This is a genomic window from Flavobacterium sp. W21_SRS_FM3, from assembly GCF_052113625.1.
Lineage (GTDB): Bacteria > Bacteroidota > Bacteroidia > Flavobacteriales > Flavobacteriaceae > Flavobacterium.
This window is the reverse complement of the sequence record NZ_JBGQOD010000006.1, coordinates 63,240-82,597: the sequence shown is the minus strand read 5'-3', so window position 1 is coordinate 82,597 and position 19,358 is coordinate 63,240. Positions and strand designations below refer to the sequence as shown.

Annotated in this window: 16 protein-coding genes; 14 read left to right on the top strand and 2 right to left on the bottom strand. The window is 33.7% G+C overall.

Translation table 11 applies throughout. The features are described from left to right. The first annotated feature begins 2 nt into the window (after positions 1–2). The gene (gene ctlX, locus ACEN2K_RS10580) at positions 3–938 is read left to right on the top strand and encodes a citrulline utilization hydrolase CtlX (protein WP_441759308.1); all 936 of its coding nucleotides are present in this window, start codon (positions 3–5) and stop codon (positions 936–938) included. 54 nt (positions 939–992) lie between these two features. Here ctlX and ACEN2K_RS10575 read toward each other — a convergent pair whose 3' ends face one another. Next, entirely contained in the window at positions 993–1,622 is a 630-nt protein-coding gene (locus ACEN2K_RS10575; RefSeq protein ID WP_441759307.1) for a MarC family NAAT transporter, read from the bottom strand. A gap of 176 nt (positions 1,623–1,798) precedes the next feature. On the opposite strand from ACEN2K_RS10575, the gene ACEN2K_RS10570 reads away from it, so the two are divergent. Next, the gene (locus ACEN2K_RS10570) at positions 1,799–2,164 is read left to right on the top strand and encodes a CoA-binding protein (protein WP_441759306.1); all 366 of its coding nucleotides are present in this window, start codon (positions 1,799–1,801) and stop codon (positions 2,162–2,164) included. 85 nt (positions 2,165–2,249) lie between these two features. Here ACEN2K_RS10570 and ACEN2K_RS10565 read toward each other — a convergent pair whose 3' ends face one another. Beyond that, a complete protein-coding gene (locus tag ACEN2K_RS10565; RefSeq protein ID WP_441759305.1) occupies positions 2,250–3,767 on the bottom strand; it encodes a sodium:solute symporter in 1,518 nt (505 codons plus the stop codon). A 133-nt stretch (positions 3,768–3,900) separates the two neighbouring features. Here ACEN2K_RS10565 and recR point away from each other — a divergent pair, with 133 nt between their 5' ends. The 12 genes from recR (at position 3,901) to ACEN2K_RS10505 (ending at position 19,351) form a co-directional block, all read left to right on the top strand. Then, a complete protein-coding gene (gene recR / locus ACEN2K_RS10560) occupies positions 3,901–4,521 on the top strand; it encodes a recombination mediator RecR (RefSeq protein WP_441759304.1) in 621 nt (206 codons plus the stop codon). 70 nt (positions 4,522–4,591) lie between these two features. Next, on the top strand, positions 4,592–5,383 hold the full coding sequence (locus tag ACEN2K_RS10555; protein ID WP_441759303.1) for a polysaccharide biosynthesis/export family protein: 792 nt from the start codon (positions 4,592–4,594) through the stop codon (positions 5,381–5,383). A 15-nt stretch (positions 5,384–5,398) separates the two neighbouring features. Beyond that, on the top strand, positions 5,399–7,864 hold the full coding sequence (locus ACEN2K_RS10550; RefSeq protein WP_441759302.1) for a polysaccharide biosynthesis tyrosine autokinase: 2,466 nt from the start codon (positions 5,399–5,401) through the stop codon (positions 7,862–7,864). 19 nt (positions 7,865–7,883) lie between these two features. Further along, on the top strand, positions 7,884–8,867 hold the full coding sequence (locus ACEN2K_RS10545; RefSeq protein ID WP_441759301.1) for an SDR family oxidoreductase: 984 nt from the start codon (positions 7,884–7,886) through the stop codon (positions 8,865–8,867). Between the two features lie 40 nt (positions 8,868–8,907). Next, positions 8,908–10,299, top strand: coding sequence for a UDP-glucose 6-dehydrogenase (locus ACEN2K_RS10540; protein WP_441759300.1), 1,392 nt, complete (start codon positions 8,908–8,910; stop codon positions 10,297–10,299). 65 nt (positions 10,300–10,364) lie between these two features. Further along, the gene (locus ACEN2K_RS10535; RefSeq protein ID WP_441759299.1) at positions 10,365–10,838 is read left to right on the top strand and encodes a UpxY family transcription antiterminator; all 474 of its coding nucleotides are present in this window, start codon (positions 10,365–10,367) and stop codon (positions 10,836–10,838) included. Beyond that, a complete protein-coding gene (locus ACEN2K_RS10530) occupies positions 10,838–12,136 on the top strand; it encodes a nucleotide sugar dehydrogenase (RefSeq protein ID WP_441759298.1) in 1,299 nt (432 codons plus the stop codon). Before ACEN2K_RS10535 ends, ACEN2K_RS10530 begins: the two co-directional genes overlap by 1 nt. A gap of 12 nt (positions 12,137–12,148) precedes the next feature. Further along, positions 12,149–13,153 (top strand): mannose-1-phosphate guanylyltransferase, encoded by a 1,005-nt coding sequence (locus ACEN2K_RS10525; RefSeq protein WP_441759297.1) that lies wholly within the window; start codon positions 12,149–12,151, stop codon positions 13,151–13,153. A gap of 337 nt (positions 13,154–13,490) precedes the next feature. Then, positions 13,491–15,899 carry an SLBB domain-containing protein gene (locus ACEN2K_RS10520; RefSeq protein WP_441759296.1) on the top strand — a complete coding sequence of 803 codons (2,409 nt, stop codon included), beginning with the start codon at positions 13,491–13,493 and terminating at the stop codon, positions 15,897–15,899. A gap of 9 nt (positions 15,900–15,908) precedes the next feature. Next, complete coding sequence (locus ACEN2K_RS10515; RefSeq protein ID WP_441759295.1) at positions 15,909–16,979, top strand: lipopolysaccharide biosynthesis protein; 1,071 nt, start codon at positions 15,909–15,911, stop codon at positions 16,977–16,979. 39 nt (positions 16,980–17,018) lie between these two features. Then, the gene (locus tag ACEN2K_RS10510) at positions 17,019–18,206 is read left to right on the top strand and encodes a UDP-N-acetylglucosamine 4,6-dehydratase (protein WP_441759294.1); all 1,188 of its coding nucleotides are present in this window, start codon (positions 17,019–17,021) and stop codon (positions 18,204–18,206) included. Positions 18,207–18,208: 2 nt separating this feature from the next. Beyond that, the gene (locus ACEN2K_RS10505; RefSeq protein ID WP_441759293.1) at positions 18,209–19,351 is read left to right on the top strand and encodes a LegC family aminotransferase; all 1,143 of its coding nucleotides are present in this window, start codon (positions 18,209–18,211) and stop codon (positions 19,349–19,351) included. The last annotated feature ends 7 nt before the right edge of the window (positions 19,352–19,358 follow it).

The window sequence follows — 19,358 nt, the reverse complement described above, 5'->3', positions numbered from 1 at the left end:
AAATGAAGCAAACAACTAATTCGATTTTAATGATTCGCCCAGTGGCTTTTCGTATGAACGAACAGACTGCTGTAAATAATTATTATCAAAAAGTTATAGACGGACTTTTGCCAGCAACTGTAAACGCAAAGGCGCAACAAGAATTTGATGATTTCGTGCAAAAATTAAGAGCTGTGGGTGTTGATGTAACAGTTGTTGAAGACACTTTAAACCCTGATACGCCAGATAGCATTTTTCCAAATAACTGGATCTCTTTCCATGAAAATGGAGATGTAGCTTTATATCCTATGTTTGCCGAGAATCGCCGTGCCGAACGTCGAGAGGAAATTTTAGATCAATTAGAAGAGAATGGTTTTAAAATAGAGAATATAGTAGATTATACTTCGGCAGAAGAGGATGGTTTTTTCTTAGAAGGTACTGGAAGTTTATTACTCGATAGAGCAAATGAAAAAGCATACTGCGCGCTTTCTCCAAGAGCAGATGAAGAATTGTTCATTGAATTTTGTGAAGATTTTGATTATGCACCAGTAGTTTTTGAAGCTTTTCAAACTGTAGATGGAGAACGCAAGCTAATTTATCATACTAATGTGATGATGTGCCTTGGAGAGACTTTTGCTGTTATCTGTGCTGAATGTATAGATGATAAAAAGGAAAGAAAAATGGTCCTGGATAATTTAAAAAATGATGGAAAAGAAATTATTCTAATTACAGAAGCGCAAGTAAATAATTTTGCAGGAAACATGTTAGAAGTTCGTGGTGTAGAGGATAAGAATTATCTAGTAATGAGTGCCTCAGCGCATAAAAGTTTAACTACTAAACAAATTGAGCAGTTAGAAAAACACGCAACTATTCTTAGTTCAAGTTTAGATACTATTGAAGCTTGTGGTGGTGGAAGTGCTCGCTGCATGATGGCAGAGATTTTTTTACCTAGAAATTAGTTTAAAAAAAAAGATCTTCAGAAATGAAGGTCTTTTTTTTATCTATTTACTGCGCTACATTAAATTTGTTTGAACAATAGTAATAATAGAGCTGATAATGTATTGAACTCCAATTGCGATTACGATAAAACCTACGATTCTTGATATGGCAACAATTCCTGATGCTCCAAGTATTTTGGCCAAATAATGAGCACTTCTTAGTGTGATAAAAATAGCAATTGCCACTGCTAGTATTGCAAGAAGAGAAATAATTATTTCACTTAAAGCATGGTGTTCGTGATAAAATGCAATTAGTAGTGAAATAGATCCTGGTCCAGCAAGCATAGGAATTGCTAGTGGTGTCAAAGCGATATCATTACGTCTCTGTGCATCATTTTCTACCTTTTTATTCACTCCCCTTTTTTTATTGAAATTTCCTGTCAATAATGAAAATCCGGAGGTTGCGATAATAATACCTCCTGCGATACGCAATGCTTCTATGCTAATGCCAAAAAAAGACAACACATATTCACCAAAGAAAAAGGAAATTACAAGGATCAAAAAAACATTTATTGCAGTCCATAGCGAAATTCTTGAGCGTTCTTTCTTACTGTCATCCATTGTTAATCCTACAAATATGGGAACAGTGCCTATCGGGTTTAAAACGGAGAATAAAGCTGCAAATAAATAAATAAAAAGTTCCATGTTTTTTTGGCGAAATTAGTTAGTAAGACTCAGGATAAGGGTCAGGTAAAGATTAAGAAATAGTTATAATTTAAAGATTCAGATTTCAAAAAGTGAAATAAGAAAAAGAAAGATATTAATTTTAGTTGAAACGGACTACACTATTTTAGTACTTTTACAAAAAAAATAATAAAGTGATGAAAAATAAAAAAACTGTAGTTCTGGGTGCTTCCACAAAACCAGAGCGATATGCATTTAAGGCAATTACTATGCTAACGGAGAAAGGGCATTCTGTTCTTGCGATCGGTCAAAATGCAGGTGAAGTAGCTGGAATAAAAATCAAAACTAAGGCAGTTCCTTTATCAAATATTGATACGATTAGTTTGTATCTAAACCCTGCGCGTCAACGTGATTATTACAATTATATCGTAGAAGCAAAACCTAAACGTGTGATTTTTAATCCTGGAACTGAAAATCCTGAACTTGCACAATTATTAGAACTGAACAATATTAAAACAGAGGTAGCTTGTACTTTAGTGTTGCTGGCAACAAATAGGTATTAAGAAGTTAGGAGCTATTCCTGCTATCCGTTGCAACTCTTTCTCTTTTTAAAGAAAAAAGAGAAAGGATTTTTCACTTCTATCAGGGCTAAAAAATTATAACGATATTTTTTTCTAATGAGGGTTTACTTATGAATAGTAAGCCTACAAAGGTAATCAGCCCATTAATGATGATTAATTCATTATCAAATACATATCCAAAAAAGAGACTTTTTGAATTTTCGCTGATAAGGAAAGTTAGAGCAGGTGATAATAAGCACACTAAAGGAACAAACTGATCTTTAACAGTTTTGGATTTCATAAATAGTCCAAAACTGTACAACCCTAGTAGAGGCCCATAAGTATAAGAAGCGACCGTAAATATCATGCCTACTACTGAACTGTCATTTATTGCATTAAAAAGGATAATGACAAAAAACATTAATAATGAAAATGCAACATGTACAAAATGTCTAGTACGTACAACGTTAGGCTTGTTTAGATTTTCAGTTTTATCCATGCCTAAAAAATCAACACAAAAAGAAGTTGTCAGTGCGGTTAAAGCAGAGTCTGTAGTAGCAAAAGTGGCAGCAGTTAATCCTAGTAAAAAGACCACTGAAGGGATAATACTTAAATGATGAAAAGCAATTTCTGGAAAAAGCAAATCTGTTCTGGGTTTACCAGTGATTAAATCTTTGGGCACTTCAATTCCATTTTTAGCAGCAAAAATATAAAGTAATGCTCCTACACTTAAAAAGAATATGTTAATTAAAACAAATATTCCGGTGAATGTGAACATGTTTTTTTGAGCTTCTCCAATGTTTGCACAACTCAAGTTTTTTTGCATTAAATCTTGATCGAGCCCCACCATAGCAATCGTGACAAAAATTCCTCCTAAAATTTGTTTGACAAAGTGAAATTTGCTTGATAGAAAATCATCAAAGAAAAAGATCTTCGAATAGTTACTGTTTTTAACTTCCTCAAATGCTTCAAACATATTTAAATTCATGCTCTGGCAAATAAAATAAATGGTCATAAATACAGATGTCACCAAGAAAAAAGTCTGTAAGGTATCAGTTATGATAATAGTTTTTAGGCCCCCGCGATAGGTATAGGCAAAAATTAAAGCTAACGAAATTAAAACGGTCACTGCAAATGGAATGACGTAAAAATCAAACACAAATCGTTGCAAGACAATGATAACAAGATAAAGTCTAAAAGCGGAACCTATAGTTCTACTTATTAAAAAAATTGTGGCTGCAGTTTTATATGAATAATAGCCCATTCTCCGTTCAATATATCCGTAGATAGAGGTCAGATTCATGCGGTAATACAGTGGTAATAAGATTTTGGCTATAATGATAAAACCTATTGCGTTTCCTAGTACAAACTGGAAATATTTAAATTGTTCTCCTGAGGGGGCGCCAACTTCTCCAGGAACGGAAATAAATGTCACTCCCGATAATGCTGTGCCAATCATTCCAAAAGCAACCAAATACCATTTTGAATTTTTGTTGGCTTTAAAGAAAGCTTCGTTTCCACTGTCTTTCTTTGAAGTAAAGTGCGATATAGCAAATAGAATTCCAAAATAAACAATGATAAGGAAGAGTATATTAAATGGCGTCATTATGTAGATTTAATGTTGCCAAAATACAATTTTTTGCCTTACCCTATATTTTTGATATGAATTATTTGTAAATGCGTGATTAATCTCCGCATTAAATAAATATCAGATTAAACAATTTGTTACATTTGCATTTATGGAATTTTCATCAAAATTAATAGAAAAAGCAGTGAATGAAATTTCGCAATTACCTGGTATAGGGAAGCGATCGGCTTTGCGATTAGTACTTCATTTATTAAAACAACCTAAAGAGCAAACCAGTTTTTTATCTCAGGCACTTGTGAATATGAGGGAAAATATTAAGTACTGTACTAGTTGTCATAATATCTCTGACAATGCTGTTTGTGAAATTTGTGCCAATAAAAACAGGAATCATCAGCTAGTTTGTGTTGTTGAAGATATTCGGGATGTAATGGCAATAGAAAATACTGGACAATTTAAAGGAATTTATCACGTTTTGGGTGGTAAAATCTCCCCTATTGATGGCGTAGGTCCTAGTCAGTTAAAAATTGCAACATTAGTGGAGAAAATAAAATCAGGAAGCGTTGCTGAAGTCATTTTTGCTTTAAGCTCTACGATGGAAGGGGATACTACTAATTTCTATATTTACAAACAAATTGCCGATACGGAGTTAGTTATATCAACGATAGCGAGGGGGATTGCTGTAGGTGATGAACTAGAATATGCAGATGAAGTGACATTGGGACGCAGTATATTACAGCGAGTTCCCTTTGAAAAGTCTTTTAAAAATAATTAATGTGTTTAATAGAATACTTAGCTTTCAATATCGTAAATGAAAAGCTATATTTGTTACCTAAAATAAAAAAATGAGGAAGTGTATTTTCTTTTTATTCTTAATTATGAGCATGTTGGTTACTTCATGTATCTCCACTCAGGATTTAATTTATTTGCAAAAAAAAGATGGTACTGATAGTCAGATTCCCATTTCAGCGGTAGTGGCTAAACCCTATCGTTTACAAACTAATGATGTGCTAAGTATTACCATTAAAGCTATTGATCCAAAATTAGTCGCGATTTTTAGTACCACTAATCAGGATGCCGGCGCTGGTAAATCTGAATCTGGATTGTATTATGACGGATTTACAGTTGATGACCATGGAAATATTAGAATGCCAGTTTTAGGGGATATCAATGTAATAGGATACACTGTAGAGGAAGTAAGAGTGAATATTGAAAAGCAATTACTGTCAGAATATTTTAAAAAAGAAGCTAATATTTTTGTTACGGTTAAGTTAGCAGGTTTTAAATATACGATCAATGGAGAAGTTGGGAATACAGGAACTAAAATATTGTTTCAAGATCATGTCAATATTATGGAAGCTATTGCTAATTCAGGTGATATAACTATTACTGGAAATAGAAAAGCAGTCACAATTATCAGACAATCTCCTACTGGAAGCCAAATGCATGATATTGATTTAACGGATAGAAATGTAATGAATTCACCTTATTTCTACTTACAACCGAATGACTATATTTATGTAAAGCCACTCAAACAAAAAACTTGGGGAACTGGTAAAACAGGAATAGAGTCTTTAGGAACTATTATTACTTTGTTATCACTGGCGACCACTACCTTTTTACTATTAAAAAATTAAAACCTATTTCAGATAATGTTAGATATTAAGGACTTTTCAATTTTCGAAAACCAGGCAAGCTTTGACTTCAAGGGGTTTTTAATGAAAATTGCTGGTTATTGGAAATGGTTTGTTTTGAGTTTACTAATCTCTTTTACTATTGCTTATCAGGTCAATATTCGAAAAGAAAAAGTGTATGGGATGGAGACGCTCATTTCTGTGAAAGAAGAGAGTAATCCTTTGTTCACGTCAAATACCAGTTTAGTTTTTAACTGGGGAGGAACATCTGATCAAGTTCAAACTATATCTACAACTTTACAGTCAAGATCTCATAATGAATTGGTTGTGGATAAGTTGCAATATTATATTGACTATTTAGCTCAAGGTAAATTCAATCTTTTAGATGCCTATGGAGCGGTACCTTTTTATGTTGCTATTGATGAATCAAAAGCGCAAATTGCAGGAAATTTGATTCGAATTAAATTTTTAAATGCAACAGAATATGAAATTAGTATTCCTTTTGAAAGTAATTCAGTTTCGTTAATTAACTATACTGACAATACATATAGTAATACAGCTGTCGTTGTAGGTGATTTTGTCAAAAAATATAAGGTTGGAGAACAGGTTTCTCTGCCTTTTTTAAACTGGAAATTACAAATAAAAGATAACCCTGGATTGTACACCGGCAATGAATATTTTGTCCGTTTTAATGATTTTGATGGTACGGTTTCTCGTTATAAAGGGATCAATGTAAGATCGGACGATAAAGGAGGCTCTATACTTACGCTAGGAATGCAAGGTTCAAATAAGGCGCGTATGGTTGAGTATTTAAACGCTACTGTAAACATGTTAATTAAAAGGCAATTAGATAGTAAAAATCAATTTGCAACAAATACCATAGCCTTTATTGATAGCACTCTTGTAGCAATGGAATCGCAATTGAAAGAAACAGGTAATAAATTAAAATCATTTAGAAAAGATAAAAATATCTATGATATAGAAGGAGGCGGAGAGAAATTTTCTGATAAAATCCTTGAATTTGATGTGCAGAAAGACGAATTAGCCCGCAAACTAGCTTATTACAATTCTTTAAAAGGGTATTTAAAAAGTAGTGTAGATTATTCTAAACTTCCAGCACCTTCAGTAGCTGGAATTGAAGATCCTAATATTGTGACCAATGTTTCTAAATTAATTGCCCTTTCTACACAACGGTCAGAAATGGCTTATGCTGTAAAGAGTGAGAAGATATTTAAGGACTTTGATAATCAAATGATGGCTGTTAAGAATGTGCTTATAGAAAATATAGCATCTGCTAAATCTTCATTGCAATACGATTTAGCAATGGTGAACAGTAAAATTAACCAGACAGAGAGCACTATAAAACGACTGCCAGACGACCAACAAGAATTACTCAAGATCAAGAGAAAGTATGATTTAAGTGATAATATTTACAGCACTTTTTTACAGAAACGAAGTGAGGCTGATATTGTTAAAGCGGCTAATTTATCAGATATTCATTTTATTGATCCTGCAAAAGATGTTGGAGGAGGATTAATAGGGCCTAAAACATCGGTGAATTATGTTTTAGCATTTTTTTTAGGGATACTTTTTCCATTAGTTTTTGTCTTTATCATTTTCTTTATTAATAATGCAATTCAGAATACAGATGATATAAATAAACTTACTAAAATACCTTTGATAGGGGTAGTAGGCTTGGTAAAAGACATGACGGATTTAGCGGTTTATGAAAAGCCTAGATCCGCAATATCAGAATCCTTTAGAGCCATTCGTTCTTCACTACAGTTCTTATATAAAAAACAAAATGTTGATGGAGCAAAAACGCTAATGATTACTTCCTCTGTAAGTGGGGAGGGAAAAACATTTTGTTCAATAAATATAGCTACTGTTTTTGCATTGAGCGAAAAAAAGACAGTTATTGTGGGAATGGATTTGAGAAAACCAAAATTATTTGATGAATTTAATTTGTCTAATGATGTGGGGGTGGTGAATTATCTGATCAAACAGAAAACGGTTGAGGAGATCGTTAACCATACTCATATCCCATATTTGGATGTTATTCTATCAGGGCCAATCCCTCCCAATCCTTCAGAGATGATTATGAGCGATGGAATGGAGGAACTAATTGAAGAATTGAAAGCAAAATATGATTACATTATTTTAGATACTCCCCCTGTTGGTTTGGTGTCTGACGCTTTAGAATTATCTCAATACGCTGACGTAACCTTATATATTGTAAGGCAAAATTTCTCCAAAAAGGAGATGATTACTTTATTGAATAATCGCATACGCAGAGGAGAGCTAGATAACACTAGTATTATCTTTAATGGTTTCGAGAACAAAGCTAAATATGGTGCTGGCTATGGCTATGATGGTGGTTATAGTTATAGCAATAGCCCTTATGCTAATGGGTATCATGATGAAGCGGTTACACCCAAAAGTTATTGGGAGAAAATTAAAAAAATGTTTAAGATAAATAGCTAACTATTATTATATAATAAAAATGAAAGAACAAGCCCAACATAAAATATTGATAACAGGTGGTGCGGGATTTATTGGTTCTAATCTTTGTGAATATTTTTTAAACAAGGGACATGAAGTAGTTTGTTTGGACAATTTTGCAACTGGTCATAAACATAATTTAATTGAATGTATAAAGAATAGTAATTTTCGCTTAATAGAAGGTGACATACGTAATATTATGGATTGTCAAAAAGCTGTCGAAGGAATTGATTATGTATTTCATCAAGCAGCTTTAGGTTCTGTTCCCCGTTCAATAAATGACCCAATAACCACAAATGAGGTGAATGTTTCTGGGTTTTTAAATATGTTGGTTGCCGCTAGAGATGCTAAGGTGAAGCGATTTATATATGCCGCTAGTTCTTCAACCTATGGTGATTCTCAAGGTTTGCCTAAAGTAGAAGAGGTGATTGGTAAACCGTTATCTCCCTATGCAATAACTAAGTACGTGAATGAACTCTATGCTGAAATTTTCAGCAAGACATACGGGATGGAAACGATAGGCTTACGTTATTTTAATGTTTTTGGTAGAAAACAAGATCCTAAAGGGGCGTATGCAGCAGTGATTCCTAAGTTTGTCATGCAATTAATGCAGCTAGAATCACCAAAGATTAATGGGGACGGTAATTATTCTAGAGATTTCACTTACATCGACAATGTCATTCAGATGAATGAACTAGCGATGGAAACTAAAAATAGTGCAGCGGTGAATACGGTGTACAATACCGCATTTGGAGATAGAAATACTTTAAATGACTTGATGGGATACCTAAAAGATTATTTATCCCAATTCAATCCGGCAATCGCAGCCGTTTCAATAGATTATGGACCCAACAGAGCGGGCGATATACCACATTCGTTAGCTAGTATTGATAAGGCAAAAGAATTGTTAGGATATGACCCTAAATATTCACTACAGCAAGGTCTGAAAGAGGCAGTGGCTTGGTACTGGGAAAATCTAAAATAAAAAGATAGTTGGTTGATAATTAGCTTATAAAAATTAAGAAATGGAGATTACAAAAATTTGTTGCATCGGAGCAGGATACGTAGGCGGACCTACGATGGCTGTTATTGCACAAAAATGCCCACATATTCAAGTAACTGTTGTTGATTTGAATGAAGAAAGAATTGCGGCATGGAATGATGAGGATGTTGCTAATATTCCTATATACGAACCAGGTCTAGATAAAATAGTTGCTGAGGCAAGGGGGAGAAATTTATTTTTCTCCACAGAGGTTGATAAAGCAATTGATGAAGCTCAAATTATATTTATATCCGTTAATACTCCAACTAAAACCTACGGTAAGGGAAAAGGGATGGCAGCTGATTTAAAGTACATTGAGTTGTGTGCTAGACAAATTGCAAGGGTTTCAAAAGATAATAAAATTGTTGTTGAGAAATCGACTTTACCCGTTCGAACTGCCGAAGCAATTAAAAGTATTTTGGACAATACAGGAAATGGCGTACAGTTTCAAATACTATCGAACCCAGAATTTTTGGCCGAAGGAACAGCTGTAGAAGATTTACTAAATCCAGATAGAATTCTTATAGGTGGAGATACAACTGCTGAGGGACAAAAGGCGATTGATGCACTTGTTACTGTTTATGCTAACTGGGTTTCAAGAGATAGAATTTTAACAACTAATGTTTGGTCGTCAGAATTGTCTAAGTTAACAGCCAATGCTTTTTTAGCACAAAGAATATCGTCTGTAAATGCGATGTCTGAGCTTTGTGAAAAAACCGGTGCTGATATTAATGAAGTGACTAAAGCTATAGGAATGGACAGCCGTATCGGGCCTAAGTTTTTAAAAGCTTCCGTTGGTTTTGGTGGTTCTTGTTTTCAGAAAGATATTTTAAATCTAGTTTATATTGCAAAATCTTATGGATTGAATGAAGTAGCTGATTATTGGGAGCAAGTTATTATAATGAATGACCATCAAAAAAGGCGTTTTTCAAATAATATTGTACAAACACTTTACAATACCGTTTCTGATAAGAAAATAGCTTTTCTTGGGTGGGCATTTAAGAAAGATACTAATGATACCAGAGAGTCCGCCGCAATTTATGTGGCTGATGATTTGATTAATGAAAATGCTACAATTGCAGTATACGATCCTAAGGTGTCTCGAAAAAAGGTCTTGGCTGATTTAGATTATTTAGAAAGCCGTTCTCCAGAAATTAACGCTTTAAGTGTTTTAACATTTGAGGAGCCTTATAAAGCGATGGAAAATGCTCATGCTGTTGCAGTTTTAACAGAATGGGATGAGTTTACTACTTATGATTGGCAAAAAATTTACAATTCAATGCAAAAACCAGCCTTTGTTTTTGATGGCAGGAATGTGTTAGACGGGGAAGCCTTAAAAGCAATTGGGTTTGTTTATCAGGGAATAGGATCTTAAGTTAAAGGAATAAAAGAGTATTGTTACAAGTGCTTTTTTTAAGCAACAATTTTAAATAAAGCGAAATGAATTGGTATGTAGTATATACAAAACCGAAATGGGAGCGGAAGGTAGCAGAGCAATTAAATAAACTGGGAATAGAATGTTATTGTCCAGTTATCACTCAAGTGAGACAATGGTCTGATAGAAAGAAAAAAGTAGAGGTACCTTTGTTTAACTCCTATGTTTTTGTTCATCTCGAAGAAAAAGATAGAAATCTAGTGTTTCAGTCTGCAGGAGCTGTTCGTTATTTATTTTGGTTAGGTATGCCAGCTATAGTCAAAGATGACGAAATTTATACAATTAAAAAGTGGTTAGAGACGCCAGATAAATATCAAGTTGCTGTTGAATCAGTAAAAATTGGAGATAGAATAACCGTTGGCTCTGGTCCTTTTGCAGCTCAGAAGGCTGTTGTGCAAGAAATAAATAATAATTATTATATCTTGGTTCTAGACTCTTTGGGGTGTTTATTAAAGATTAATTATAAAGATAAAGAATAATGAGTGCAAATATAAAGATTGCTATTATAGGATTAGGTTATGTTGGTTTGCCACTTGCTCGGTTATTTGCGACCAAATACTCAGTTGTTGGATTTGATATTAATGAAACTAGAATATCTGAATTAGCTGCTGGAAAAGATACTACTTTTGAAGTAGATAAGGGTGTTTTAGAAGCTGTGCTTTTAGATAGTAATCCTATTTATACTGCAAATGTGCCAAATGGATTATTTTGTTCTTCTGATATAAAAGATATCAGAGACTGCAATTACTTTATTGTTACGGTTCCAACTCCAGTAGATAAAAATAATCGTCCCGACTTATCGCCTTTATATAAATCGTCAAAAACTGTAGGTAGCGTGTTGAAAAAAGGAGATACTGTCATATATGAATCTACAGTATATCCAGGAGTCACTGAAGAGGAATGTGTACCTGTATTAGAGCAAATAGCTGGACTGAAACTTAATGTAGATTTTTTTGTAGGCTATTCTCCTGAAAGGATTAATCCAGGAGATAAAGAGCATACCGTTGAAAAGATTTTGAAAGTAACAGCTGGTTCTAATATTGAGGCTGGTATTTTAGTAGACAATCTTTATAAAAGTGTAATTACTGCGGGAACACACTTGGCGCCATCTATCAGAGTTGCAGAAGCAGCAAAGGTTATTGAAAATTCACAACGAGATATTAATATTGCTTTTGTAAATGAACTCGCTAAGATTTTTAATTTAATGAATATTGATACTCAAGCGGTATTAAAAGCAGCTTCTACCAAATGGAATTTTTTACCATTTAAGCCGGGTTTAGTTGGAGGACATTGCATAGGTGTTGATCCCTATTATTTAGCCCAAAAAGCTCAGGAGTTGGGTTATCATCCAGAAATAATACTGGCAGGTAGAAGGTTGAACGACAGTATGGGCGAATATATCGCTTCCCAAATTGTTAAAATGATGATTAAAAAAGGAATTGCAATAAATGGAGCTACAATCTTGATTTTAGGAATTACTTTTAAGGAAAACTGTCCTGATGTTCGTAATACCAAAGTTGTTAATGTCATAGACGCTTTACAAGAGTATGGAGTACAGGTTAGTATATGTGATCCTTTAGCTAATCCAGATACAGTTTGGTCAGAATATAAATTAATAACCGTTACTGCAATGCCTGAAACTACTTTCGATGCAGTAGTTCTCGGTGTGGCCCATAAGGAATTTTTAAATTTAAATTTTAGAAAATTGATGAATCCTATAAGTTTTTTGTACGATGTTAAAGGAGTTTTAAATGGGGAAGCAGATGGAAGTTTATAAAATTTAAAGAATATGGATAAAAAAGCAATTACACATGTCATTCTTACTGGAGGCGTAGGAAGTAGACTTTGGCCGTTATCTCGTAAGAGTAAACCGAAACAGTATTTGGATATTTTTGATGGCAAATCTTTGTTTGAATTAACAGTGCGTCGAAATAAAGATATCGCAGGTAAAATTGTTGTTGTAGGGAATATAGATAATTGTCATCTAAGTAAAGGAATTTTAGCCAAAAGTAATACTGATTATACTGATATCATAGAGTCAACGCCAAGAAATACAGCTGCAGCTATAGCTTTTGCTGCTTTTGCATCAAATGAAGATGATCTTTTAATCATCACTCCTTCAGATCACATCATTGGCAATATTGACAATTATCAAGAGGCTATTGACAAAGCTTTGTTAAAAGCTCAGGAGGGATTTATTGTCACTTTTGGAATCATTCCCACTAAACCAGAAATAGGATATGGATATATTGAAAGAAAGGAAGATGATGTAATTTCTTTTAGAGAGAAACCAAATCAAGTTACTGCAGCTGACTTTATTTCAAAAGGCAATTTTTTATGGAATAGTGGAATGTTTTGTTTTAAGGCATCCGTCTTTTTAGAAGAATTAAAATTGTACGCTCCAAAGGTGTACGAAAAATCAAAAATTGCTTGGGAGAAGAGTGTTGATGGTGTGATTGACTTAACGGCGTCAATGGAGATACCTTCCATTAGTGTTGACTATGCAGTTATGGAAAAAAGTTCAAAAATAAAAGTAGTTGCTTCTGAATTCTTGTGGTCCGATTTAGGATCATTTGAATCTGTGTATGATTATTTGCTAACTATTGGACATCCTGTCGATAAAAACAGGAATATGGTTATTGGAACAGAAAAATATACTGCTTTTATAGGGATGAAAGATACTATATTTATTTACACAGATACAGCCCATTTGATTCTTCAAAAGGAATTTTCACAAGATGTTAAAAGTTTATATGGTGCATTAGAGATAGAGAATCCAGGGTTGTTAGAGTAGTTTGAGGGCCCAAAAGTTCACAAAAAAGAACTGTGGTTAAATTTTGAATATTCCTCACCAAATTAGGTGATATTTTATAAGTTAATGATTTGCTATTCAGTATTTAATGTTGATAAGGCGATTGATTTCTGTTTTTGATATATTTTAATCTTCTTTTAGGGTTTCTTTTTTGCTATATTTGCCAAAAATTGAATTCAGCTTTAGAGAAAGCTATAGCGTATTAGTTTTAATTTAAAATAAAATAACTGTGTAAATTTCATCAAAAACGGGATTTACTGCGGCGAAGCCATTGCAATAGGTGAATACTTACAATTGCTTTTTATTAAATAACGTGATTATGAGAAAATTAATTTTTGCTTTCGTATTTATTGGTGCTTTTTTAATGTCAAATCAAATGCAATCCCAAGATTTATTACAAACGAAGGATATAAGTACAGTTAATGTGGATGAACTCTCAGATGCTGATTTGGATAAAATTCAATCCCAGCTTAAAAGTAATAATATGACTATCGACCAAGTCGAACCTATGTTATTATCGAAAGGGATGACCCCTTATAGTTTTTCGAAATTGAAATCCAAACTTGCAGCTAAATCATCCATACCACTATCACAAATAAATAATACCAATCCAGTATCAGGGCGTAAGCAAGTAATTTCGTCCAATAGTAAAATTAAAGACGAAAGTAATACTTTAGTCTTTGGATCAGAATTATTTGATAATCCGACTCTTGATTTTGCGCCAGATTTAAAGTTAGCGACTCCGGTAAATTATATACTAGGGCCGGGTGATGAATTGCAAATAAGTGTGTATGGGGTACAACAATACAGTGCAAATATTCCAGTAAGTGTCGAGGGAAAAATTGCTATTGAATATGTAGGCCAACTATCCGTTGCTGGAATGACAATTGAAGCTGCGACTCAAAAAATAAAAGGAGCTATTGCCAGAGTTTATAGTACAGTGAGTTCTGGACAATCACAAGTTAGTGTTAGTTTATCCCAGATAAGAACTATTAAAGTTACGATTATTGGTGCTAAGCAACCAGGGAATTATTCAGTTTCCTCTTTATCATCAGTCTATAACGCTTTACATGTTGCTGGAGGACCAGCTAAAAATGGGACTTATCGTACTATAGAGTTGATTCGTAATAATAAAGTTTATAAAAATGTTGATATTTATGATTTCCTGGTAAAGGGAGATCAGTCAGCTAATGTAAATTTAAAAGATAACGATGTAATTCGCATTCCCTCTTATATAAACAGGGTGACAATTGAAGGAGAAGTAAAAAGACCTGGGATTTTTGAAATGAAAAAGGGGGAATCTTTTGCTGATTTATTAATTTTTGCATCAGGTTTTAATGAGTCGGCATATACTGCTTCAGTAAATGTAATTCAAAAAACGAGTAAAGAATTTAAGGTTGAAGATATTAAAAAAACAGATTTTCAAAACTATTTCCCTAAATCAGGAGATGTTTTTAAAGTTACCAAAATTTTGAATCGTTTTGAAAACCGAATTAAAATAGAAGGAGCAGTATTTAGACCTGATACCTATTCTTATTATGAAGGGATGCGTATTTCAGATTTAATTACTAAAGCTGATGGTTTAAAAGAAGATGCTTACAATAAGAGAGCTCGTATTATTCGCTTAAAATCAGATTTAACTACTGAGATTGTCAATGTAGATTTAGAGGAAGCATTAACAGGTAATCCCGAAGCCAATGTGGCATTGAGTAAGGAAGACGTAGTGACGGTGTATTCTATCTTAGATTTTGAAGAAGAATTTAAAATATCTATCGATGGTGAAATAAAAAAACCAGGAGTTTATGAATATTATGAAGGGTTAACTCTTAACGATTTATTAGTTCAAGCTGGAGGATTGACTGGTTCAGCATCAAAAAGAGTAGAAATAGGAAGAATGATTATTTCTGAAGATATTAATGATTCTAATCCAAATAAAGTTGAATTATTTAATATTGAAATTACACCGGAAAGTAATGAACAGTCCAAAAACTTTAATTTGAGCCCTTTTGATGTTGTTAATATTCGTAAAATGGCAGTCTATGAAAAACCTGAAATGGTAGTGGTTTCTGGGGCGGTTCATTATGCGGGTAAGTATGTATTAGCCAGTAAAAAAGCTAAAGTTTACGATATTATAACTCGTGCCGGTGGATTGACGTCATTAGCTAATGTTGAAGGAGTTAAAATTAAACGACCAATTCAAGTTAAACAGATTGAAGAAGTGGAAAGTGTCAATCTTAATTTAGGTACTAAAGATAGTATTCAAAATAAATTAGAGAAAAAGTTAAAAGAGGATTTGAAATACGCTATTATTCCCATTGATTGGAAGGCTGTTGTAAAGAATCAGAACGATAATACTAATGTTACACTTTTCCCTGGTGACGAAATCGAAGTAGCATCTTTTAACGAAGGTGTAAAAGTGACAGGTAATGTTTTGTTGACATCAGAGATCCCTTATGAGAGTGGTAGAGGTTTTAAATATTATTTGGATGCAGTTGGAGGCGTTGATGCCAAAGGCTGGAAGAAAAAGGCTTATGTTATTTATCCCAATGGTAAGGCCGATGTAGCTAGTTCATTCTTGTTTTTTAGAAATTATCCAAAGGTCACTCCTGGTTCACAAATTATTGTTCCTGAAAAACCAGAAGTTAAAAAGATGAGTACAGGTGAAGTAGTAAGCATAGGAAGTGTTATAGCTAGTTTAGCTTTATTAATTGTTACAGCTTTTAAATAATACTATAATATGAATACTGATACTAAGATTATAGAAAGGGAAGAAATGTCTCTAAAAGAATTAATCGAGAAAGGAAAAGAATGGTATTTTTATTTACATTCTCAATGGAAAATTATTTTACTAGCTGGAATCGTAGGAGCTCTTTTAGGTTTGGGCTATTCCTTCACTAAAAAACCTTCTTATACAGCTACTTTGTCTTTTGCGTTGGAAGACGATAAATCTGGAGGATTGGGCGGTGCTTTGGGTTTAGCAAGCTCATTAGGTTTAGATCTTGGCACTGGTGGTGGAAGTGTTTTTTCCGGTGGTAATTTGACCATACTCTTTAAGTCCAGAAGGATGGTAGAGCAAACTTTATTAAGTGCTGCTGAAGTTGGTGGAAATACCATTTCTTTGGCCGAAATGTATATTCAAAATAATGATTGGCGTAAAAGTTGGAGTGGGAATCCAAAATATGCAACATTAGAATTTTTGCCAAATGGTAATCGAGATGAATTTACTCGTGTACAAGATAGTATTATGGGAAGTATTTATCAAGATCTATCTCAAGGGGCGCTGGTAATAGGTCAAAAAGACACAGAAGCTGCTATTATAAGTATTGATGTGACATCTTCAAATGAATTATTTGCTCAATATTTTGCGGAAGCCCTGGCTAAAGAAGTGTCAGACTTTTATATAGAAACCAAAAGCAAAAAATCTCGTGAAAACATGCTGATTTTAGATCATCAAACAGATTCGATACGCAGAGAATTGAACATCGCTATTACTGGTGTGGCAGTAGCCAATGATAATACTTTTGGTTTGAATCCTGCCATGAATGTACGCCGCGCTCCTTCTGCTCGAAGACAGGTGGATGTACAGGCGAATACTGCGATATTGACGGAACTAGTTAAACAATCTGAACTGGCCAAAGTAACTTTGCGTAAAGAAACACCTCTAATTCAGGTTATCGACAGGCCAATATTACCTTTGAAAAAAGAGAAATTTGGTAAAGTTAAAGGCTTGGTGTTAGGTGGTTTATTAATGGTCTTCTTTGTTGTTTTTTATTTGTCACTAAGAAGATACTTAAAAGGAATAGTTTAAAAAATTAGAATAAAATTCAATAAATTAATTTTTAAAAATATGAATATCCTTAACTTAATTGGAAGAGATTCTGAAATATTTGAAAATGATATAGCAATTTATGAAAATGAATTAAAATACGTAATTCAACAGTCAAGTTTTTTGGTTATCGGAGGTGCTGGCTCTATAGGTCAGGCAGTGACTAAAGAAATATTCAAACGTAATCCATCTAAGTTGCATGTTGTTGATATTAGTGAAAACAATATGGTGGAGCTGGTGCGGGACTTGAGAAGTTCTAACGGTTACATCGATGGGGATTTTCAAACGTTTGCTTTAGACGTTAGCTCAGTTGAATATGACGCTTTTATTAGAGCTGATGGTAAATATGATTATGTTTTAAATCTATCCGCTTTAAAGCATGTACGAAGCGAAAAAGATCCATTTACCCTAATGCGTATGGTCGATGTAAATATTTTCAATACGGAGAAAACATTACAACAATCCATAGAAAACGGAGCAAAAAAATATTTCTGTGTTTCTACCGATAAAGCTGCGAATCCCGTGAATATGATGGGAGCTTCAAAGCGTATCATGGAGATGTATCTAATGCGAAAAAGTGAACAGATTACAATTTCCACTGCTCGTTTTGCGAATGTGGCTTTTTCAGACGGTTCCTTATTGCATGGTTTCAACCAGCGTATTTTAAAAAAACAACCTATTGTAGCGCCAAATGATATCAAACGATATTTCGTGACTCCAAAGGAATCTGGTGAACTTTGTTTGATGTCCTGTATATTCGGAGAAAATAGAGATGTTTTCTTTCCTAAATTAAGTGAAAATTTACATCTAATTTCCTTTTCAGATATTGCAGTAAAATACCTTGCTGAAATTGGATACGAACCTTATTTATGTTTAAGCGAAGAAGAAGCCAGAGATAATGTTGATGAATTAATCTCACAAAATAAATGGCCTTGTTTATTTAGCGACAGTGATACCACAGGGGAAAAAGATTTTGAGGAGTTTTATACTGATAATGAAACCTTAGATATGGATCGATTCCTTAACTTGGGAATCATTAAAAATGATGCTGATTTTAACCCGTCAAAATTAGATAGTTTTACAAGGCAAATTGGCGAAATGAAATCAAATTTAAATTGGGATAAAGAATCCATTGTTGCTTTATTTCATAATATGATACCCAATTTTAGTCACAAAGAAACAGGGAAATATTTAGATTCAAAAATGTAATTATGGCAGATTTTAATTCGGTTATATCCTTTATCAAAGACCAATATAAAACAGAAAGTTTTATCCCCTTGCACGTACCTCATTTTGGAGGTAACGAAAAAAAATACCTTTTAGATACTATCGAAAGCACTTTTGTGTCTTCTGTTGGGGCATACGTAGATCAATTTGAATTGATGATGCAAGGCATTACGAAAACAAAAAAGGCGGTTGCAGTTGTCAATGGTACTGCGGGAATTCAAGTGGCTTTACGTTTAGTGGGTGTGAAAGCTGGAGATGAGGTATTGACACAGGCGTTGACTTTTGTGGCTACTACCAATGCTATAGCGTATCAAAATGCAAATCCTGTTTTTTTAGATGTTGATTTAGATACTATGGGATTGTCTCCTAAAGCAGTAACTTCTTTTTTAGAAGAGTTTGGCGAATTGCATGAGGACGGTTGTTATAATAAAAAGACAGGCAGAAAAATAAGTGCCTGTGTACCGATGCACACTTTTGGATTTCCAGTGCATTTAGAAGAACTGATTTCCGTTTGTGACATTTGGAGAATTCCGGTTGTGGAAGATGCAGCTGAATCATTGGGTAGTGAGTACAAAGGAAAAGCAACAGGGAGTTTGGGAAAAGTAGGCGTTTTTTCTTTTAACGGAAATAAGATAGTAACATGCGGAGGAGGAGGAGCTATTGTTACCAACGACATTGCAATAGGAGAAAAAGGAAAATATCTTACCACAACAGCCAAAATTCCACATCCGTATGAATATGTGCACGATGAAATGGGTTACAATTTCAGAATGCCCAATTTAAACGCCGCTTTGGCTTGTGCTCAATTGGAACAATTGGTTGGTTTTTTAGAAAATAAAAGAAAATTAGCCAAAGAGTATCAATATTTCTTTGCGACTAATGGAATAAAATTTAGAACTGAAACTCCAGAGACCAAAGCAAACTATTGGTTGATGTCTGTGGAGTTGGAAAACAAAGTAGAGCGAGATTTGTTTTTGGAAACAACGAATGCAAATAGAGTAATGACCAGGCCAATATGGCAGTTGATGTACCGTTTGCCAATGTATGCGAGTTGCCAGAGGGATGAAAATGTAAATGCAGAATTCTTAGAAGAACGTATTGTAAATATACCGAGTAGTGTTAGATAAAAAAAGA

Excerpts from the sequence above, each read along its gene's own strand:
- ctlX (WP_441759308.1), top strand. The coding sequence starts at position 3 with ATGAAGCAAACAACTAATTCGATTTTAATGATTCGCCCAGTGGCTTTT.
- ACEN2K_RS10575 (WP_441759307.1), bottom strand. The coding sequence starts at position 1,622 with ATGGAACTTTTTATTTATTTATTTGCAGCTTTATTCTCCGTTTTAAAC.
- ACEN2K_RS10570 (WP_441759306.1), top strand. The coding sequence starts at position 1,799 with ATGAAAAATAAAAAAACTGTAGTTCTGGGTGCTTCCACAAAACCAGAG.
- ACEN2K_RS10565 (WP_441759305.1), bottom strand. The coding sequence starts at position 3,767 with ATGACGCCATTTAATATACTCTTCCTTATCATTGTTTATTTTGGAATT.
- recR (WP_441759304.1), top strand. The coding sequence starts at position 3,901 with ATGGAATTTTCATCAAAATTAATAGAAAAAGCAGTGAATGAAATTTCG.
- ACEN2K_RS10555 (WP_441759303.1), top strand. The coding sequence starts at position 4,592 with ATGAGGAAGTGTATTTTCTTTTTATTCTTAATTATGAGCATGTTGGTT.
- ACEN2K_RS10550 (WP_441759302.1), top strand. The coding sequence starts at position 5,399 with ATGTTAGATATTAAGGACTTTTCAATTTTCGAAAACCAGGCAAGCTTT.
- ACEN2K_RS10545 (WP_441759301.1), top strand. The coding sequence starts at position 7,884 with ATGAAAGAACAAGCCCAACATAAAATATTGATAACAGGTGGTGCGGGA.
- ACEN2K_RS10540 (WP_441759300.1), top strand. The coding sequence starts at position 8,908 with ATGGAGATTACAAAAATTTGTTGCATCGGAGCAGGATACGTAGGCGGA.
- ACEN2K_RS10535 (WP_441759299.1), top strand. The coding sequence starts at position 10,365 with ATGAATTGGTATGTAGTATATACAAAACCGAAATGGGAGCGGAAGGTA.
- ACEN2K_RS10530 (WP_441759298.1), top strand. The coding sequence starts at position 10,838 with ATGAGTGCAAATATAAAGATTGCTATTATAGGATTAGGTTATGTTGGT.
- ACEN2K_RS10525 (WP_441759297.1), top strand. The coding sequence starts at position 12,149 with ATGGATAAAAAAGCAATTACACATGTCATTCTTACTGGAGGCGTAGGA.
- ACEN2K_RS10520 (WP_441759296.1), top strand. The coding sequence starts at position 13,491 with ATGAGAAAATTAATTTTTGCTTTCGTATTTATTGGTGCTTTTTTAATG.
- ACEN2K_RS10515 (WP_441759295.1), top strand. The coding sequence starts at position 15,909 with ATGAATACTGATACTAAGATTATAGAAAGGGAAGAAATGTCTCTAAAA.
- ACEN2K_RS10510 (WP_441759294.1), top strand. The coding sequence starts at position 17,019 with ATGAATATCCTTAACTTAATTGGAAGAGATTCTGAAATATTTGAAAAT.
- ACEN2K_RS10505 (WP_441759293.1), top strand. The coding sequence starts at position 18,209 with ATGGCAGATTTTAATTCGGTTATATCCTTTATCAAAGACCAATATAAA.